General features: G+C 66.7%; 16 protein-coding genes. 9 read left to right on the top strand and 7 right to left on the bottom strand.

The features are described from left to right. Nucleotide 1 precedes the first annotated feature (1 nt). From metG to ACSQ3M_RS03765, 3 genes are read left to right on the top strand one after another with little or no spacing between them, the layout of a single operon-like run. Entirely contained in the window at nucleotides 2-1561 is a 1560-nt protein-coding gene (gene metG, locus ACSQ3M_RS03775; protein ID WP_436148727.1) for a methionine--tRNA ligase, read from the top strand. Beyond that, complete coding sequence (locus tag ACSQ3M_RS03770) at nucleotides 1561-2361, top strand: TatD family hydrolase (RefSeq protein ID WP_436148726.1); 801 nt, start codon at nucleotides 1561-1563, stop codon at nucleotides 2359-2361. The genes metG and ACSQ3M_RS03770 overlap by 1 nt, the downstream gene beginning before the upstream one ends. Nucleotides 2362-2376: 15 nt before the next feature. After that, nucleotides 2377-3174: an MBL fold metallo-hydrolase gene (locus tag ACSQ3M_RS03765; RefSeq protein WP_436148725.1), complete on the top strand. Its 798-nt coding sequence runs from the start codon at nucleotides 2377-2379 to the stop codon at nucleotides 3172-3174. 189 nt (nucleotides 3175-3363) lie between these two features. Here ACSQ3M_RS03765 and ACSQ3M_RS03760 read toward each other — a convergent pair whose 3' ends face one another. Continuing rightward, nucleotides 3364-3870: a winged helix-turn-helix transcriptional regulator gene (locus tag ACSQ3M_RS03760; protein ID WP_436148724.1), complete on the bottom strand. Its 507-nt coding sequence runs from the start codon at nucleotides 3868-3870 to the stop codon at nucleotides 3364-3366. Nucleotides 3871-3942: 72 nt separating this feature from the next. On the opposite strand from ACSQ3M_RS03760, the gene ACSQ3M_RS03755 reads away from it, so the two are divergent. Next, on the top strand, nucleotides 3943-4425 hold the full coding sequence (locus ACSQ3M_RS03755) for a MaoC family dehydratase (protein ID WP_436148723.1): 483 nt from the start codon (nucleotides 3943-3945) through the stop codon (nucleotides 4423-4425). A 152-nt stretch (nucleotides 4426-4577) separates the two neighbouring features. After that, nucleotides 4578-5558, top strand: a complete 981-nt coding sequence (locus ACSQ3M_RS03750) for a Bug family tripartite tricarboxylate transporter substrate binding protein (RefSeq protein ID WP_436148722.1) — start codon at nucleotides 4578-4580, stop codon at nucleotides 5556-5558. Between the two features lie 12 nt (nucleotides 5559-5570). Here the strand turns inward: ACSQ3M_RS03750 and ACSQ3M_RS03745 are convergent, their stop codons facing one another. Further along, nucleotides 5571-6122 (bottom strand): regulatory protein RecX, encoded by a 552-nt coding sequence (locus ACSQ3M_RS03745; RefSeq protein WP_436148721.1) that lies wholly within the window; start codon nucleotides 6120-6122, stop codon nucleotides 5571-5573. Nucleotide 6123: 1 nt separating this feature from the next. Next, the gene (gene arfB, locus ACSQ3M_RS03740) at nucleotides 6124-6543 is read right to left on the bottom strand and encodes an alternative ribosome rescue aminoacyl-tRNA hydrolase ArfB (protein WP_436148720.1); all 420 of its coding nucleotides are present in this window, start codon (nucleotides 6541-6543) and stop codon (nucleotides 6124-6126) included. Between the two features lie 141 nt (nucleotides 6544-6684). On the opposite strand from arfB, the gene mazG reads away from it, so the two are divergent. Further along, nucleotides 6685-7521 carry a nucleoside triphosphate pyrophosphohydrolase gene (mazG, locus tag ACSQ3M_RS03735; protein ID WP_436148719.1) on the top strand — a complete coding sequence of 279 codons (837 nt, stop codon included), beginning with the start codon at nucleotides 6685-6687 and terminating at the stop codon, nucleotides 7519-7521. 60 nt (nucleotides 7522-7581) lie between these two features. On the opposite strand, the gene ACSQ3M_RS03730 is transcribed toward mazG, so the two are convergent. Continuing rightward, nucleotides 7582-8433, bottom strand: a complete 852-nt coding sequence (locus ACSQ3M_RS03730) for an invasion associated locus B family protein (RefSeq protein WP_436148718.1) — start codon at nucleotides 8431-8433, stop codon at nucleotides 7582-7584. A 241-nt stretch (nucleotides 8434-8674) separates the two neighbouring features. Here ACSQ3M_RS03730 and ACSQ3M_RS03725 point away from each other — a divergent pair, with 241 nt between their 5' ends. Beyond that, nucleotides 8675-10525, top strand: coding sequence for an ABC transporter substrate-binding protein (locus ACSQ3M_RS03725; RefSeq protein ID WP_436148717.1), 1851 nt, complete (start codon nucleotides 8675-8677; stop codon nucleotides 10523-10525). Between the two features lie 14 nt (nucleotides 10526-10539). After that, nucleotides 10540-11568: an AMP-binding protein gene (locus ACSQ3M_RS03720; protein WP_436148716.1), complete on the top strand. Its 1029-nt coding sequence runs from the start codon at nucleotides 10540-10542 to the stop codon at nucleotides 11566-11568. A 122-nt stretch (nucleotides 11569-11690) separates the two neighbouring features. Here the strand turns inward: ACSQ3M_RS03720 and mfd are convergent, their stop codons facing one another. Continuing rightward, on the bottom strand, nucleotides 11691-15239 hold the full coding sequence (mfd, locus tag ACSQ3M_RS03715; RefSeq protein WP_436148715.1) for a transcription-repair coupling factor: 3549 nt from the start codon (nucleotides 15237-15239) through the stop codon (nucleotides 11691-11693). Nucleotides 15240-15344: 105 nt separating this feature from the next. Further along, complete coding sequence (locus ACSQ3M_RS03710; RefSeq protein WP_436148714.1) at nucleotides 15345-15641, bottom strand: succinate dehydrogenase assembly factor 2; 297 nt, start codon at nucleotides 15639-15641, stop codon at nucleotides 15345-15347. A 142-nt stretch (nucleotides 15642-15783) separates the two neighbouring features. Between ACSQ3M_RS03710 and recG the strand changes: the two genes are divergently transcribed. Then, nucleotides 15784-17886 (top strand): ATP-dependent DNA helicase RecG, encoded by a 2103-nt coding sequence (recG, locus tag ACSQ3M_RS03705; protein WP_436149283.1) that lies wholly within the window; start codon nucleotides 15784-15786, stop codon nucleotides 17884-17886. 8 nt (nucleotides 17887-17894) lie between these two features. On the opposite strand, the gene ACSQ3M_RS03700 is transcribed toward recG, so the two are convergent. Continuing rightward, the gene (locus ACSQ3M_RS03700; RefSeq protein WP_436149282.1) at nucleotides 17895-18320 is read right to left on the bottom strand and encodes a RidA family protein; all 426 of its coding nucleotides are present in this window, start codon (nucleotides 18318-18320) and stop codon (nucleotides 17895-17897) included. Between the last annotated feature and the right edge of the window lie 93 nt (nucleotides 18321-18413).

The following is an 18413-nucleotide window of genomic DNA, read 5'->3' as shown; positions in this document are numbered from 1 at the left end:
CATGGCCTCGGCCCCGAAGTTCTACCTGACGACCGCGATCCACTACACCAACGGCCCGCCGCATATCGGCCACGCCTATGAGATGGTGGCAGCGGATGCGATTGCCCGCTTCAAGCGCCTCGACGGCTACGACGTCTTCGCCATGACCGGCACCGACGAGCACGGCCAGAAGGTGCAGCGCACCGCTGCGCAGAACGGGGTCTCGCCGAAGGACTTCGTCGACGGCATCGCCACGCGCTTCGAGGAGATGGAGCAGCGGCTCGGCTGTTCCTTCGACCGCTTCATCCGCACCACCGATGCCGACCACCTGCCGTCGACGCAGGAACTCTGGCGCCGGATGGAGGCCAATGGCGACATCTATCTCGCCAAATATTCCGGCTGGTACTCGGTCCGGGACGAGGCCTTCTATGGCGAGGAAGAGACGACCCTTCAGCCCGATGGCACGCGCCTCGGCGGGCAGGGCACGCCGGTCGAATGGGTCGAAGAGGAGAGCTATTTCTTCCGCCTCAAATCCTATCAGGACAAGCTGCTCGCGCTCTATCGCGACGTGCCGGACTTCGTCTCGCCGGAGACGCGCCGCAACGAGATCGTCTCCTTCGTCCAGGGTGGGCTCGAGGATCTCTCGATCAGCCGCACCACCTTCGACTGGGGCCTGCCGGTACCGGGCGATCCGAAGCATGTGATGTATGTCTGGGTCGACGCGCTCAACAACTACGTCACCGGCTGCGGCTTTCCGAATGAGAATGATCCGCGCTGGCATTACTGGCCGGCCGATGTCCACATCATCGGCAAGGACATCGTGCGCTTCCACACGGTCTACTGGCCGGCCTTCCTGATGTCGGCGGGGCTGCCGCTGCCGAAGCGCGTCTTCGGCCACGGATTCTTGCTCTCCAAGGGCGAGAAGATGTCGAAATCGCTCGGCAATGTCGTCGACCCGTTCGGGCTCGCGGACATCTACGGCGTCGACCAGCTGCGCTATTTCTTCCTGCGCGAGGTCTCCTTCGGCCAGGACGGCAACTACAGCCATGACGCGATCGTCGGGCGCATCAACGCCGATCTCGCCAACGACCTCGGCAATCTGGCGCAGCGCTCGCTGTCGATGATAGCCAAGAACTGCGAGGGCAGGGTGCCGCCGGCTGGAGCGCTGACGGAAGCCGATCGTGCCATGCTCGCGCAGGCCGACGGGCTGCTGACGAAGACGCGCGCCGCCATGCAGGATTTCGCCCTGCACGTCGTGCTGGCGGACATCTGGGCCGTGGTCGCCGAGACCAACCGCTATTTCGCCAATAACGAGCCGTGGAAGCTCTCCAAGAGCGATCCGGCCCGGCGCGATACGGTTCTCTACGTCACGATCGAGACGATCCGGCAGATTGCGGTCCTGGTCCAGCCGGTGATGCCTGAGGCCATGGCCAAGCTGCTCGATTTGCTGGCGGCTCCAGCCGAGGCGCGCGACTTTGCGGCTCTCGGCGAGGCCGGCCGCCTTGCCCCGGGCACCGCTCTGCTGGCGCCGAGCGCGGTCTTCCCGCGCTATGTCGAGCCTGAAGGCGGCGAGGCGGCCTGATGCTGATCGACACCCATTGCCATCTCGATTTCCCGGATTTCGCCGAGGATATCGGAGCCTATGTCGGCCGCGCCGAGGCGGCTGGCGTCGGCCGGATGGTGACGATCTCGACCCGCGTCGCGCGCTTTGCGACCTATGCGGCGCTGGCCGAGCGTTTCCCATCGGTCTGGTGCACGGTCGGCACGCATCCACACGGCGCCCATGAGGAACTCGACGTCACGGTCGAGCAGCTGGTCGAGCTGGCGCGCCATCCGCGCTGCGTCGCCATCGGCGAGGCCGGGCTCGACTATCACTACGACAAGAGCCCGCGCGAGGCGCAGGAGCAAGGCCTGCGCACGCACATCGCCGCGGCGCGCGAGACGCAGCTGCCGCTGGTGATCCACTCGCGCGAGGCCGACGAGGACATGGCGGCGATCCTGCGGGAGGAAATGGGGAAGGGCGCCTTCCCTGCCATCCTGCACTGCTTTACCGCTGGCGAGATGCTCGCCCGCACCGGTGTCGAACTCGGCTGCTACATCTCCTTCTCGGGCATCCTGACCTTCAAGACCTCCGAGGCGCTGCGCGCGATAGCCCGCGACATTCCGCTGGAACATCTGTTGGTCGAGACCGACGCGCCCTACCTTGCCCCGACGCCTTATCGCGGCAAGCGCAACGAACCGTCCTATGTCGTTGAAACCGCGAAGGTTCTCGCTGACGTCAAGGGCGTATCCTTCGACGAGATCGCGCGGATCACCACGGAGAACGCGAGGCGCTGCTATTGGAAGATGGATCACGCTGCGCCCGTGGCGCAGGTCGCCTGAAACCGGCCGCGCCGCATGAGCCTGACCGTCACCATCCTCGGCTGCGGCTCATCCGGCGGCGTGCCGCGGCCAGGCTCCGGCTGGGGCGCCTGCGATCCGAACAATCCCAAGAACCGACGCCGCCGCTGCTCGCTTCTGGTCGAGCGCCGCGGGCGTGACGGCACGACGAGCGTGCTGATCGACACCACTCCGGATCTGCGCGAGCAATTGCTGTCGGCCGAGATCAACCGGCTCGACGCGACGCTGTTCAGCCACGACCATGCCGACCATACCCACGGCATCGACGATCTGCGCGCGCTCGTCCTGCATATGCGCAAGCGCATCCCGGTCCATGCCGACGCGGTGACCGGGGCGACACTGCGGGAGCGCTTCGCCTATCTGTTCGAGACGCCGCCCGGCAGCCTCTATCCGCCGATCCTCGATCTTGCGCCGCTCGCGGCCGGCGAGCCGCTGGCGATCGATGGTCCCGGCGGCGCGATCGAGACGCTGCCGTTCCGGCTCGAGCACGGCCCGAATTATGATGCGCTCGGCTTCCGCTTCGGCCGGCTCGGCTACGCACCGGATGTCAGCGCCATCCCGCCGGAAACGCTGGTGGCGATGAGCGGGCTCGACGTTCTGATCCTCGACTGCCTGCGTGAGGCGCCGCATCCCAGCCACTTCAATCTGGAGCAATCGCTGGAGGCGATCGCCCAGCTGAAGCCGCGTCGCGCGATCCTGACCAACCTCCATGTCGATCTGGATTATGCCAACCTGTACAAGCGCTTGCCGGCCAACATTGAACCGGCCTTTGACGGCATGATGATCGATATCTGAGCGTCGATCACGCTCACACGGCATTATCCGGGCATCAATTTAAGTTCCATAATATGTCTTATGCGAATCGGACTTGCCTCGGTTCCCGGGCATCCTGCCCCGCCTTGTACCTGGCTGACTGATCGACCGCTTCCGCCGAAACGAACCTCCCTGAGGTCCTCACGCCAACTGCCATCGGAGTTCCCTGGTTCAGCGTTGTCCATGTCCGCGGAAGGCGCTGCGGCGCTCTGCGCGTTCGACCGCAAACGTTTCCCCGATCACGGCCCGGGCGTCGCGCGCACCGAACGGTTGGTTGCAGGCCGAACAGGTCAGCGTGAGACCTGTCGCTTGCCCGCAGCCACAGTGGACCACCTCGATCGCTGGCTGGTCATTTGCGTCGAAGCCACCCCATCTCTCTCCCCACGACTTCAGTCCGAGCAGGATAGGATAGAGAGCGAGCCCCTTCTCCGTCAGGCGGTACTCATGCCTGGCCGGGCGGTCGCTGTAACGACGCCGGCAGATCACACCATCAGCTTCCAGCCGCTTGAGGCGGCTGGAGAGAAGATGGGACGACATGCCGGTCTGGGCCTGGAACTCCTCGAAGCGTCGCGTCGCCAGGAAGAGCTCGCGCAGGATGAGCATCGTCCAGCGGTCGCCGACGACGGCGAGCGCACGCGCGATCGGGCAAACCGTGCCGCCAACCTCGGACCAGCCCATATTGACTCCCTTCAAAAATTGAAGTGACATTGCCTGCAGAGGCTTGCTCAGACAAGAGGAAGGCCCATGCACATGAAAGATGGCGAGCCCACCCGGCCCCAGCTGCGATATCTCGAGGACTTCAAGGCCGGCGATCGCATTAGCTCTGGTAGCTTCGAGGTGACCGCGGAACTGATCCGATCCTTCGCCGAGCTCTACGATCCGCAGCCGATGCACATCGACGAGGAAGCAGCCCGCCAGACGATCTTCGGCGAGCTGGTCGGCAGCGGCTGGCAGACACTGGCGATCACCATGCGACTTCTGGTCGATGCGAGGTTGCTGGGCGGTACTCCGATCGTCGGCGCCGAATTCGCAAATCTGCGCTTCCACCGCCCCATACGCCCAGGCGACAGCCTCAAGGCGACCGCCGAGGTGCTGCAGACCCGCCCGTCGCGCAGCCGCAATGATCGCGGGTTCATGGATCTGCAGGTCACCACGACGAACCAACACGACGAGACGGTTCTGACACAGGCCTGGACACTGATCGTACCGACGCGTGCCGCCGTCCATAACTGACGGCGGCTGTGCGGCCCGGGAGCCCCTGCTTTCGTCGGGTTGCCATTTCGACAGGGCGATGCGCTAAATCGTTGCAACGCTCGGCAATCGCACGAAGCGCAATCGCAAGGGCCTTGAAGAGCCCGGGAAAAATCTCAAGGGAGGTCTGTTCGATGTCGAAGTCCGGCTGGCTCGGCGCGATTGCGCTCGCCACCTTTGCTCAGCTTGTCCCGGCTGCCCCGGCGACGGCTCAATCCTGGCCGCAGAAGCCGGTCAGCTTCATCGTGCCATTCCCGGCCGGTGGCGGCACCGACGCCTTCGCCCGCCCCCTCGCCGCCCAGCTCGAACAGCAGGTAGGCCAGCGTATCCTGATCGACAATCGCGGCGGTGCCGGCGGCACGGTCGGCGCCTCGGCCGCCTCGAAGGCTGTGCCGGACGGCTACACCTTCTTCATCGGCGCCGCGCACCACGCCATCGCGCCGGCGCTCTATCCCAAGCTCGACTACAACATCCAGACCGACTTCATCCCGATCGGGGTGATCGCCCAGCCGCCGCAGGTCGTGGTCGTCCATCCGGGCAAAGTCCAGGCCAAGACGCTCGCCGAGCTGATCGACTACGCCAAGAAGAACCCCGACAAGCTGAACTACGGCTCGGCCGGCAACGGCACCACCCACCACCTCGCCGGCGAGTTGTTCAAGCTCACCACCAAGGTGAACCTGACCCATGTCCCCTATCGCGGCGCCGGTCCGCTGATGCAGGACCTCGTCGCCGGTCAGGTCGACCTCGCCTTTGACGGCCTCGGCTCATCCGCAGCGCAGATCTCCAGCGGCACGCTGCGGGCGCTCGCCGTCGCCGCGCCGAAGCGCGCCAGCGCCTTTCCGGACGTGCCGACCACCGCCGAGGCGGGCGTGCCGGGCTACGAGGTCTCGACCTGGTACGCGATGTGGGCACCGAAGAACACGCCGCCCGAGATCATCGCCAGGATGACGGCCGAACTGCAAAAGGCGCTGGCGACGCCGATGGTGACGGAAGCCTGGAAGAGAAACGGCTCGGAGATTCCGAACCTTTACGGGCCGGCCTTCGGCGACTTCGTCAAGTTGGAGGTGGCCCGCTGGGGCAAGGTCGTGGCCGAAGCCAACGTCAAGCCCGACTGAACGAACGGGCGGTCACGCGCCCTCGCCCGCGCCGTCGATCACGGTGCGGGCGATCGTCAGGCTGAAGCCGGCGCGCGCCAGCGTCGCGATATGCTTCTGGCGTTGCGCGGCCCGATCGCCGCGGCTCCATGGTCCCAGGCGCTTGCGCCGGGCAGCGACTTGCGCCGCCGCCAGCTCGACGTCCTCGTCCACGACGACCGTCTCGGCGACGAGCTCGCGCCCGACGCCCTTGGCGGCAAGCCCAGCCGCGACGGCACGCGCCGAGCGCCCCTTGCGACGTAGGCTCTGCGCCCTCGCCTCCGCGAATCGGCGGTCGTCAACGAGGCCGGAGGCGACGCAAGCACTGACGATCTCGTCCACCGCTGCCGAGAACTCCAGAGGATCGAGATCATGATGCCGGCAGCTTCGGTCGATCTTGCGCTGCAGGACGCGGCGCAATTGCGCCTCAGGCACTGAATAGCGTTCGAGATAGTAGAGCGCGGCGCGGCGCAGATAGGCCGTGTCGATCCGCCTCGGTGCCGGTCGCTCTCGAGGCGCCGCCTCCCCATCCCGTTTCCACGACACGCTAGTCGAAGCTCGGCTTGCCGCGTGCAGACTTGACCGAGGAGCGTCGCTCCTTCGAGGCCAGGCGCCGCTCCTTCGAGGCCTTGGTCGGCTTGGTCACTCTGCGCACCTTCGGCCGTACCTCGGCTTTCCGGATCAGCTCGATCAGCCGCGCCAGAGCCTCTTCGCGGTTGCGGCTCTGGCTGCGATGCTCCTGAGCTGAGATGACGATGACGCCATCCTGCGTCAGCCGGCTGCCGGCGAGCTTCATCAGGCGGATCGCGACATCATTAGGCAGCGACGCCGAGCGGCGGACATCGAACCGCAGCTCGACCGCGCTCGACACCTTGTTGACGTTCTGCCCGCCCGGACCCGAGGCGCGCACGAAGCTTTCCTCGATCTCGCTTTCGTCGATCGCAATGGACGGGGTGACTTGAATCATGGGAGGAGGCTAGCCCAACGCATGCTCCGCAAAAGTGGAAACCGGTTTTGCGGCGAGAGCATGCTTTATCCTAATTTGCGCGAATTCCGATCGTAGGGCCGGAACGGCCCTACGGAAAGCGCGCGCCGGAGAATTGCAGCGATGAAGCCTTCGCGTGACATTGCCGGCCTGATCGAAATCATGGCGGCCTTGCGCGCGCCCGGCACAGGCTGCCCCTGGGATCTCGAGCAGGACTTCGCCTCGATCGCGCCCTACACCGTCGAAGAAGCCTATGAAGTCGCCGATGCGATCGCCCGCGGCGATCTCGTCGACCTCAAGGACGAGCTCGGCGACCTCCTGCTGCAGGTCGTGTTCCACGCCCGCATGGCGCAGGAGCAGAATTCCTTCGCCTTCCCCGATGTGGTCGAGGCCATCACCACCAAGTTGATTCGCCGGCACCCACATGTCTTCGGCGAAGCCCGCGATCTGTCACCTGCCGAGGTCAAGGCGCTCTGGGGACAGATCAAGGCGCAGGAAAAGGCCGACAGGGCGCGCGCGCGGGCTGAGGCCGGACTTCGTGAACCCGCTGACGCCAAGGGCGTGCTCGCTGGCGTTCCGACCACCCTGCCCTCGCTGACCCGCGCCTGGAAGCTGCAGGCCAAGGCCTCGACTGTCGGCTTCGACTGGAACGACGCCCGGCTGGTGCTGGACAAGATTCGCGAGGAGACCGCCGAGGTCGACGAGGCGCTCGCCAGTGGCGACAAGGCTGCGATCAAGGAAGAGATCGGCGACCTGCTCTTCGTGATCGCCAATCTCGCCCGCCATGTTGATGCCGATCCCGAGGCTTGCCTGACGGCGGCCAACGCCAAGTTCGAGCGGCGCTTCGCCGGCATCGAGGCGGCGCTGGAACGTCAGGGTCGCGAGCCACAGCAAGCCTCGCTCGATGAGCTCGAGGCGCTCTGGCAGCAGGTCAAGCGCGCAGAGCGTGCGATCTCGTGACCAAATGAAAACGCCGGGCACGAGGCCCGGCGTCGATAGTCTTTTCGCTTGGTCGAGAAATCAGGGCTTCGGAGCCGGCGCAGGCGTCGCGCCCGGAAGCGGAGCAAGACCGGGGCCCGGCAGCGTGCCTGGAGCCGGCGTCGTGCCGGGCGTGGCATCGGCCGCGCCGCCGCCAAGGCGCTTGCGAAGCTCTTCCTGACGCTTGGCGAGCTCGTCCTGCAGCGCCTTCTGCTGCTCTTCCAGCACCTTCGGGTCGATCGGCGCGCCGTCGAAGCCCTTGGCGAAGTCCGAAAGCGGGATGCTGAAGGAAACCTCGCGGGCCGCCTGGTTCTGGACGCTGATGTTGAGGTTGGTGCCCTTCTTCATCGCATTGATGAAGTCGTCCTTGACCTGCGCCTCGGCGAAGCAGCCGTTCGGGAAGCAGATCGCGTAACGACCCGGGGTCGGCTGCGCGGTGTCGACGCCGAAGCGGATGCCAGGCTGCAGCAGCAGGCCGAGCGGCATCAGGAAGCGCACGATCTTGTTGGGATCGCCCTTCACGTCATAGATCGCGACCGCCAGCACCGGCTGGCCCTGATCCGAGACGAAGTCGCGCGTGGTGTAGCAGATTTCCTTGTTGGCGGCCTGGTCCTTGCCGCAGACCTTGGTCCAGGTCGTCTGGGACGGCTCGGGCTTGACCTGAACGACGGTCGGGCCGGTCTGCGCCGCCTGGCCCTGGGCCGGCTGCTGCGCCGGAGCGGGCTGCTGCGCCGGCTGGGCCGGGCGGCTCGCCGGGCGCTGCGGCTGGGCCTGCTGCGCGAACGACGCGAAGGGAGCGAAAGCGACGGCGGCGCCCAGCACGAGCGCGAGGCCGCGGACCGTGCTCTTCGCGGTGGCGCCCTGGCTCTGGGACAGGCGGGTCGAAGCTGACATCTGCGGTTCCTTGACCATGGAAACTTGTTCGGCTGCCGTATCCGGCGGCGTGCATCACCCAAGCGCTCAACCGGCGAGATGCCGGAGCCGGTGGTGGCGTGAGCACATCAAGCGCGATTGAGGCGTTTGAATGACGCCCGAACCTGCGTTTAGCGAGTTCTCTCGCGGGTTTCCAGCCCGAAGAGCGCGGAGCGACAAGTTTGATCGCATGTTATCCTGCGTCAGGGAATCAGGTTTGAGCATGCATCGACGTATCCGCGCCTCGGCGCGCCCGGCTTGGATTTTCGGGCTCGTCCTCGCGAGCCTCGCGGCGTTCGGCCTCGTGGGCGGAGCGCGCGCGACTGCGGCCGAGAACGACAACGCCATCGCCATGCACGGCGAACCTGCCCTGCCCAAGAGCTTCGACCACCTGCCCTATGCCGATCCCAAGGCGCCCAAGGGTGGGCGAATCATCTTCGGCCAGCAGGGCACCTTCGACAGCCTCAATCCGCTGGTCGTGCTCGGCGTCGCACCGGACGCCGTGCCGCGTTATGTCCAGCAGAGCCTGCTCTTCCGCTCAGCCGACGAACCGTTTACGGCCTATGGCCTGCTCGCGAGCAAGGTCGAGCTCAATTCGGAACGGACCCTGCTCGCCTTCCAGATCGATCCGCGCGCCCGCTTTTCCGACGGCAAGCCCGTCACCGCGCAGGATGTGATCTTCACCTTCGAGATGCTGAAGACCAAGGGCAAGCCGTTCCACCGCTCGAGCCTGTCGCGGGTGACCAAGGCCGAAGCGCCCTCGCCCGATCGCGTCGTCTTCGAGCTCGGCGACGGCTCCAATCGTGAACTGCCGCTGGTCATCGGCGCCATGCCGATCTTCGCCAGGCACGCCACCGACGCCGAAAAATTCGGCGACACCAGCTTCAAGCCGGCGCTGGGCTCAGGTCCTTACCTCGTCGAAGAGGTGAAGCCCGGCGAGATGCTGCGCCTGAAGCGCCGCAAGGATTTCTGGGCCGAGGAGCATCCCCTCACCCGCGGGCTCTTCAACGCCGAGGAGATCCGGTACGATTTCTACCGCGACTCCAACGCACTGTTCGAAGCTTTCAAGGCAGGGCTTTATGATGTTCGCCTCGAAAGCGACCCGACGCGCTGGATGACCGGCTACGATGTTCCGGCGGTGCGTGACGGCCGGATCATACGCGATACGCTGCGCTTCCAGACGCCGAAGGGCATGACCGGCCTGGTCTTCAACACGCGCCGGGCGCAATTCGCCGACATCCGCGTCCGCGAGGCGCTGGCCATGCTGTTCGACTTCGAATGGGCCAACCGCAACCTCTTTCACGGTGTTTATCGGCGTGCCGGCAGCTTCTTCGCCGATAGCGAGCTCTCGGCGCTCGGCGTACCGGCCGATGAGCACGAGAAGGCGTTCCTCGCCGCTTTCCCGGGCGCCATACGCGACGACATCCTTGCCGGGACCTGGGCTCCGACCGCAACCGACGGCTCCGGCCGCGACCGGGATCAGGCCCGCCGCGCGCTCGACCTGCTGGAGGCCGCCGGCTACCGGCTGAGCGATGGGCAATTGCGTCAGGGTGAGAAGGGCGAACCCTTCAGCTTCGAGATCACCGTGACCAACCGGCCGCAGGAGCGGCTGGCGCTCAACTACGCGACATCGCTCGGTCGGCTAGGCATCGCCGTCTCGGTCCGGCTGATCGACGATGTCCAATACTGGCGCCGGCTTTCGACCTTCGATTTCGACATGATCCAGTGGACCTGGCCGGCCTCGGCCTCGCCCGGCAACGAGCAGGTCGGCCGCTGGGGCTCGGTCAATGCCGAGCGCAAGGGCGCGCTGAACTATGCCGGCGTGCGCTCACCGGCCATCGACGCGACATTGCAGGCGCTGCTGGCGGCGCGCTCGCGCGAAGGTTTCGTCGCGGCCGTGCGTACACTCGACCGGCTGCTGCTCTCCGGCTTCTACGCAGTGCCGCTCTACTATCTGCCGGAGACCTGGCTGGCGCGCTCACGCGAGATCACCCTGCCCCAGCGGCGACCGACCTTTTTCTTCTCCACCGAGACCCTGGCGCGGCTGCCTGCCCCGCCGGCTCCCGCCAACTAGGCCGGCCGATGCGGATGGGCTCTGACGAAATCTCCATCGGCGCGCTGGTCGAGGGGCTCGATTTCGACAGCCTGCTCAAGGCGCTCGCCGCCCGCCGCGGCTATGAGCCGGCCTTTCGCGATCCGCCGGGCCGGCGCGACTGGAGCGATTTTGCGCCGAACGCCTTCGGTTTCGCCGAGCTCGACAGCCGCGTCGACCGGCTCGCCAATCTGCTGCTGCTGGCCAGGCCCCAGCCTGGCGCCTGCGTTGCGATCCTGGCGCCGCTTGGTCCAGAGGCATTGATCTCGATTCTCGCGAGCCTGCGGGCGGGCCTGTCTCCGATGGTCCTGCCGGCCCATGCCAAGGAGGCGGAACTGCTTCCCATCATCGAGCGCTCCGGCGCGGTGATGGCGCTCGGCGTGCCCAGGATCGGCGACCTGCAGCCCCTGCACCTGCTGCGGGACGTCGCCGCACGCTCCTTCGGCATGCGCTTTATCGGCGGTTTCGGGACCCGTGTACCGGATGGCGTCGCGGCCCTCGATCCGCTGCTCGGCCATGGCGCCACGCCGACGACGCTGGCGCCGGCTGCCGTCCGCGCGCCCATCCGTGTGATCGACGGCCATAGCCTCGCCGGCCCTTTCGCCGTCAGCGAGAAGGAGGTGCTGGTCAAGGCGCTCGAAATCTCACGCGTGCTGAAACCACTAACCTCGTCGCGGCTGATCACCACCCTGGTCGGGGGCGACCTCGCCGCGCTCGCGACCGGTCCCGGAATCGCGCTCCTGACCGGCGTCGAGCTGCTGCCGCTCGGTCTGTTCGTGCTCGACGACCTGCGCGCCTGCCTGGAAGGCGGACGCCCGGTCCATCTCGTCATTCCCGCGGCGATGGAGCCCGCCCTGGCGCGCTCGAAGCTCGGCGGCCACAAGGCGCTGGCCAGCCTCGTCGTCACCCGCCGCGCCGGTGAGGGGGATGGGCTGCCGCAGCTCGACCGGCCTGATCTCGCCATCGTCGATGTCGTGACCGATACGGCGACCAATGTCTCGGTCCAGCGGCGCAATCCAGGCTGAACCTAACCGTCATGCTCGGGCTTGACCCGAGCATCTCAGACCGGATGAGGCGCCCACAGCGCTTTCTCGTCATGAGATTCTCGGGTCTGCGCTACGCTTCGCCCGAGAATGACGGCCGAGACCTACGCCGCCTTCTTCCGCTCGGCGATGCGCGCGAGATCGTTGAGCAGCCGGCGGGTACCCGTCAGCCGCTGCTCGGCCGTCTCCAAATCGTCGATGAAGACGACGCGCATGTCGGGGCGGACCTTGGCCAGCGTGCCGATCTTCGCGACATAGGAGACGAGCCCCTCCGGATTGGCGAATTCGTTGTCGCGGAAGGCGACGATGATGCCCTTGGGCCCGGCCTCGACCTTCTCGACATTGGCGCGCTTGCACAAAGCCTTGATCGCGACGATCTCCAGGAGCTGCTTCACCTCCTCCGGCAACGGGCCGAAGCGGTCGACCAGCTCGGCACCGAAGGATTGCAGCTCGCCATCGTCGTCCATGGTCGAGAGCCGCTTGTAGAGCGTCAGCCGCAGCGTCAGATCGCCGATATAGTGCTCGGGGATCATCACCGGCGCGCCGATCTGGATGGTCGGCGACCACTGTGCGTCGCTTTCGATCTCGATGCCGGCCTTGAGTGCCGCCACCGCCTCTTCCAGCATCTGCTGGTAGAGCTCGTAGCCGACCTCCTTGATATGGCCGGACTGCTCGTCGCCGAGCAGGTTGCCGGCTCCTCTGATGTCGAGGTCGTGGCTGGCGAGCTGAAAGCCGGCCCCCAGCGTATCGAGCGATTGCAGCACCTTCAGGCGCTTGTCGGCCTGGTCGGTCAGCTTGCGGTTGGCCGGCACGGTGAAGAGCGCATAGGCGCGCACCTTCGAGCGGCCGACGCGGCCGCGCAGCTGATAGAGCTGCGCCAGGCCGAACATGTCGGCGCGGTGCACGATCAGCGTGTTCGCGGTCGGGATGTCGAGCCCGGATTCGACGATCGTGGTCGAGAGCAGGATGTCGTACTGGCCCTCGTAAAAGGCGGTCATCACGTCTTCCAGCGTGCCTGCCGCCATCTGGCCATGGGCGATGCCGACCTTGGCCTCCGGCACCTGCTTGTCGAGGAAGTCCTTGACCTCGGCGATGTCCTCGATGCGCGGCACGACATAGAACGAGCGCCCTCCCCGATAGCGTTCGCGCAGCAACGCCTCGCGCACGATCAGCGGGTCGAAGGGCGTGACGAAGGTGCGCACCGCAAGGCGGTCGACCGGCGGCGTCGCGATGATCGAGAGCTCGCGCACCCCGGTCATGGCGAGCTGGAGCGTGCGCGGGATCGGCGTCGCGGTCAGTGTCAGCATATGGACCTCGGCGCGCATCTCCTTCAGCCGCTCCTTATGGGCAACGCCGAAATGCTGCTCCTCGTCGACGATGACGAGGCCGAGATCCTTGAAGTCGATGCCCTTGCCGAGCAGCGCATGGGTGCCGACGGTGATGTCCATGGTACCGTCGGAAATGCCCTGCTTCACCGCCTTGAGGTCTGGCGCCGACACGAAGCGCGAGGCTTGCCCGACCTTGACCGGGAGCCCGGCGAAGCGCTCGACGAAATTGCGGTAGTGCTGGCGCGCCAAGAGTGTCGTCGGCACCACGACCGCGACCTGCTTGCCGGCAAGCGCCGTTGTGAAGGCGGCGCGCAGCGCAACTTCCGTCTTGCCGAAGCCGACATCGCCGCAAACCAGCCGGTCCATCGGGCGGCCGGCCGCAAGGTCGTCGAGTACGGCGTCGATGGTGTTCTGCTGGTCCTCGGTCTCCTCATAGGGAAAGCGGGCGCAGAACTCGTCATAGAGCCCGTCCTGCGGCACGAGACGCGGTGCTTCCTTGAGGGCGCGCGCAGCGGCAATCTGGATCAGCTTGCCCGCCATTTCGCGGATGCGCTGCTTCAGCTTGGCCTTGCGCGCCTGCCAGCCGCCACCACCGAGCCGGTCGAGCACGACCTCGGTGTCCTCCGAGCCATAGCGCGACAGCAGCTCGATGTTCTCCGCCGGCAGGAACAGCTTGGCGTCGCCGGCGTAGTGGATCTCGAGGCAGTCATGCGGCGCGCCGGCGGCCGTGATCGTCTGCAGGCCGACGAAGCGGCCGATGCCATGGTCGACATGGACGACGATGTCGCCCGGCATCAGCGACGACAGCTCGTTGATGAAATCCTGCGGCCGGCGCGTCTTGCGGCGCGGCCGCACCAGCCGGTCGCCGAGGATGTCCTGCTCGCCGATGACCGCGAGCTTGCCAGCCTCGAAGCCGGTCTCGAACCCCCAGACAGCGAGCGCGGTCGTGCCGGGCTTGAGGTCGAAGGCGGCTCGCAGCGAGCCGGTCATCTGCACGCTCTTGAGACCGTGATCGGCGAGCACATGGGCGAGGCGCTCGCGCGAGCCTTCCGACCAGGCGGCGAGGATGACGCGGCGTCCGTCCGCCTCCAGCGACTTCACATGGGCGACGGCGGCATCGAAGACGCTGCCGGCATTGTCGGCACGCTCGGCCGCGAAGCTGCGGCCCTGCTTGCCGGCGAGATCGACGACTAGCTTGCCTTCGCTCTCCGGCAGCTGGAACGGCGTCAATGAGGCGACGCCGGCCTCGCCGACGATACCGCGCCAGTCGGCCGGCGAGAGATAGAGCGCCTCCGGCGGCAGCGGCTTGTAGGGTATCGAGCCTGGCGAAGGCTGGCCGAGCGCGCTCCGGCGGGCATCGTAATAGTCCTTGATCAGGCTGATGCGTTCGCCGACGGCATCCTCGGCCTGGTGGTCGAGCACGATCGGGACATCCGGCAGATAGGTGAAGAGCGTGTCGAGCTTCTCCGCCAGCAGCGGCAGCCAATGCTCAAGTCCCGCCGGGCGCCGCCCCTCGCTCACTGCCTCGTAAAGCGTGTCGTCGCGCCCTGGCGTGCCGAAGGTCGCGATATAGGACTGGCGGAAGCGACGAATGCTGTCGCTCGTCATCTGCGCTTCGGACATCGGCACGAGGTCGAGCCCACGCAATTGCCCTGTGGTGCGCTGCGTCTCCGGATCGAAGGTCCGGATCGATTCCAGCGTGTCGCCGAAGAAGTCGAGCCGGATCGGCGCCGGCATGCCCGGCGGGAAGAGGTCGACGATACCGCCGCGCACCGCGAACTCGCCGGTCTCGCGCACCGTCGAGGTCCTGAGATAGCCGTTGATGTCGAGCCAGCGTGCCAGCTCCTCGGTATCGACCATATTGCCCGGCGCGGCCGAAAAACTCTCGGAGGCGACCTTGCCGAAGGCCGGCACGCGCTGCAGCGCGGCGTTGACCGTGGTCAGCAGCAAGCGCGGCTTGTCGCCCGACTTGGTCCTGGCGAGCCGTGACAGCGTCGTCATCCGGTGCGCGACGATCGAGGGCGCAGGCGAGACGCGATCATAGGGCTGGCAGTCCCAGGCAGGGAAGCTCATCACCTCGAGATCGGGCGCGATGAATTGCAGCGCATTCTCCAGCACCTGGAGGCGCTGGCCGTCGCGGGCGACGAAGACGAGCAGCGCCGGCCCTTCCGACTTCTTGGCGCGGGCGCGCGTCAGATCGGCAAGCACGACGGCGTCGAAGCCATCGGGCACGCCGGCGAGCGTCGGCTTGTCGCCACGATTCAGCGCATCGAGGACGCGCTCGAGTTGTGGCTTGGCGATCTGGGCGGGAGGCGGAATGCTCATTGGGTAATTTTCTCAGGCGTCATTCTCGGGCTTGTCCCGAGAATCTCAGGACCAGCGGGCTCTGGTTTCCGAGATGGTCGGGTCAAGCCCGACCATGACGGCAGCTCAGACGTGGATCGGTTTGTCGTGCTGGTGAAACGCCTTCAGCCGCCGGAACACGTCGCTATCGTAGTTCTCGGGCACCTGCGCCTCGCCGGTGATCCAGCTCAGCAGGTCGCGGTCGAGCACCTCGATCAGCCGCTCGAACTCGTCGAGCTCGGCCTCGCTCAGCGTGCCGATCTGCGCATCGGCGAAGCGGCCCATGATCAGATCGGTCTCGCGCATGCCACGATGCCAGGCGCGAAACAGGATCTTGCGCCGACGCGGGTCGAGGTCGGCGCTGGTTCTCGTCGAGCCACTCATCGTTTGCCCTCGCGCAGTCCAATGCGAAACGGGCCGGCCCCGTCGCGGAGCCTGCCGTCGCGAGCTATATAGCGAGCGACCCAAGCGAAGTCAGCGGCTGAAACGCCGCGAGGCCTCGCACTCCTGACATGCCGTGAGCCCATTGCGCCCCTCCGCTCTCGATCCACTCTTCGCCCCGTCCACGACGCTCTCCGGTGTCGGGCCCAAGCTCGCCAAGGCGCTCGACAAGCTGCTGGGCGACGAAACGCATGCCGCTCGCGTCATCGACCTGCTCTTCCATCTGCCGACAGGCGCGATCGACCGGCGGCCGAGCGAGAGCATCATCGAGGCGCCGATCGGCGAGATCGCGACCTTCTCGGCAAGGGTGACCGAGCATCGCCCTGCCCCGCCGACCAAGGCCAAGGCGCCCTATCGCATCCTCGTCGAGGATGAGACCGGCGACGTGACGCTGGTCTTCTTCCACGCCGATGTCCGCCATCTCCTGCAGACCCTACCGATCGGCGCCTATCGCATCATCTCGGGCAAACTCGAGCTCTGGGACGGCATGCGCCAGATGGTGCACCCCGACCGCATCCTCGACCCGAAGCTCGCCGCGACCATGCCCTCGGTCGAGCCGGTCTACGGCCTGACCGAGGGCGTCGGCGGGCGCATCATGGCGCGCATCGCTGCCGGCGCGGCCGAGCGCTGCCCGGAACTGCCGGAATGGCAGGACGGAGCTTTCCTGGCGCGCAACGACTTCGCCTCGTTCCGCGGTGCTATCGACGCCTTGCATCACCCCGCCGACATCAAGGCCGCCACAGGCGAAACCGTCGCACGCCGGCGCATCGCCTATGACGAATTACTGGCGAGCCAGATCGCGCTCGCGCTCGTTCGTCGCCAGCAGAAGAAGGCAGCCGGTCGTGCCACTGGCGGCGACGGCGCCTTGCGCCGCGCCATCGAGACCGCCCTGCCCTTCACCCTGACCGATGGCCAGCGCAAGGCGATCGCCGACATCCATGACGACATGGAAAAGCCCGAGCGCATGCTGCGCCTGCTCCAGGGCGATGTCGGTTCGGGCAAGACCGTCGTCGCGCTGATGGCGATGGCCGCCGCCGCCGAGGCCAACAGGCAATCGGTGCTGATGGCCCCTACCGAGATTCTGGCCCGCCAGCACGCCGAGCGACTGGCCCCCTTGGCGGACAAGGCCGGACTAAAACTCGCCCTCCTGACGGGCCGTGAGAAGGGCGCCGGGCGCCGGCAGGTGCTGGAAGGGCTGGCGAATGGCGAGATCGACATCGCGGTCGGTACCCACGCCCTGTTCCAGGAAGGCGTCGCTTTCCATGACCTCGCGCTTGCCGTGGTCGACGAGCAGCATCGTTTCGGCGTGCATCAGCGCCTGCTGCTCGGCGCCAAGGGCGAGGCTGTCGACATCCTGGTGATGACGGCGACGCCGATCCCGCGCACGCTCTCGTTGACCTGGTTCGGCGACATGGACATCTCGGTCCTCGCCGAGAAGCCGGCCGGGCGCAAGCCGATCGCGACCAAGGCGATTTCCTCCGAGCGGCTCGACGAGGTGGTCGGCGCGGTCGGCCGTGCGATCAATGCCGGTGCGCAGGTCTACTGGGTCTGCCCGCTGGTGCAGGAATCCGACACGCTCGACGTCGCGGCCGCGCAACAGCGCTTCGAGGCGCTGCAGGAAGAGTTCGGCGACAAGGTCGGCTTGCTGCACGGCCAGATGCCAGGGCGCGACAAGGACGCGGCGATGGCCGCCTTTGTTGCCGGTCAGACACGTCTGCTGGTCTCGACCACGGTGATCGAGGTCGGCGTCGACGTGCCCAATGCATCAGTCATGGTGATCGAGCATGCCGAACGCTTCGGCCTCGCCCAGCTTCACCAATTGCGCGGGCGGATCGGGCGCGGCTCGGCGGCCTCGACCTGCCTCCTGCTCTACAAGGGGCCGCTCGGCCCGGTGGCGGAGGCAAGGCTGACGATCATGCGCGAGACCGAGGACGGTTTTCGCATCGCCGAGGAGGATTTGCGCCTGCGCGGCGAAGGCGAGGTGCTCGGCACCAAGCAATCCGGCTCTCCGGACTGGCGCATCGCCCGGCCGGAGATCGACGGGGACCTGCTGGCCGCAGCGCGCGACGATGCCCGCCTCCAGATCGAGCGCGACCCGCATCTGGAGACGGAACGCGGACAGGCGGTGAGGACCCTGCTCTATCTGTTCGAGCGCGACGTCGCGATCCGCCTGCTGCGGGCCGGCTGAGGCGACACTCAGCCCTGCGCCCCCGGAGTGCTCGCGGCAGCGGCAGCCGGGATGCGGGCGATCACCTTGATCTCGAAATCGAACCCCGCGAGCCAGGTCACGCCGACCGCCGTCCAGTTCGGATAGGGCGGATCGCCGATTTCCTCGGCTCGGACGGCCAGCACGGTGTCGAACTGCGCTTGCGGGTCGGTGTGAAAAGAGGTGACGTCGATCACGTCGTCGAAACTCGCGCCTGCCGCCGCCAGCACGGCGCGCAGATTGGCGAAGGCCCGCCGGACCTGATCCTCGAACACCGGTTCGGGCGTACCGTCCTCACGGCTGCCGACCTGCCCCGAGACGAAGAGGAAATCACCCGAGCGGATGGCGGCCGAGTACTGATGGAGATCGTACAGCGCGTGCCGATCGGCAGGGAAAATAGCGTCGCGTTTAGGCATCTCGTTTCCTTTCTTAAGTTTTCGAAACGCAAGCGGGCCGAAGCCACGGGGTTGCGTTCCTGCCGACAGGAGATAGAGAGCGATCACTGTTCG

Source organism: Allobosea sp. LjRoot90 (assembly GCF_964254315.1).
Classification (GTDB): domain Bacteria; phylum Pseudomonadota; class Alphaproteobacteria; order Rhizobiales; family Beijerinckiaceae; genus Allobosea.
The sequence above is the reverse complement of the archived record's forward strand: the minus strand, read 5'-3'. Positions and strand labels throughout refer to the sequence as shown.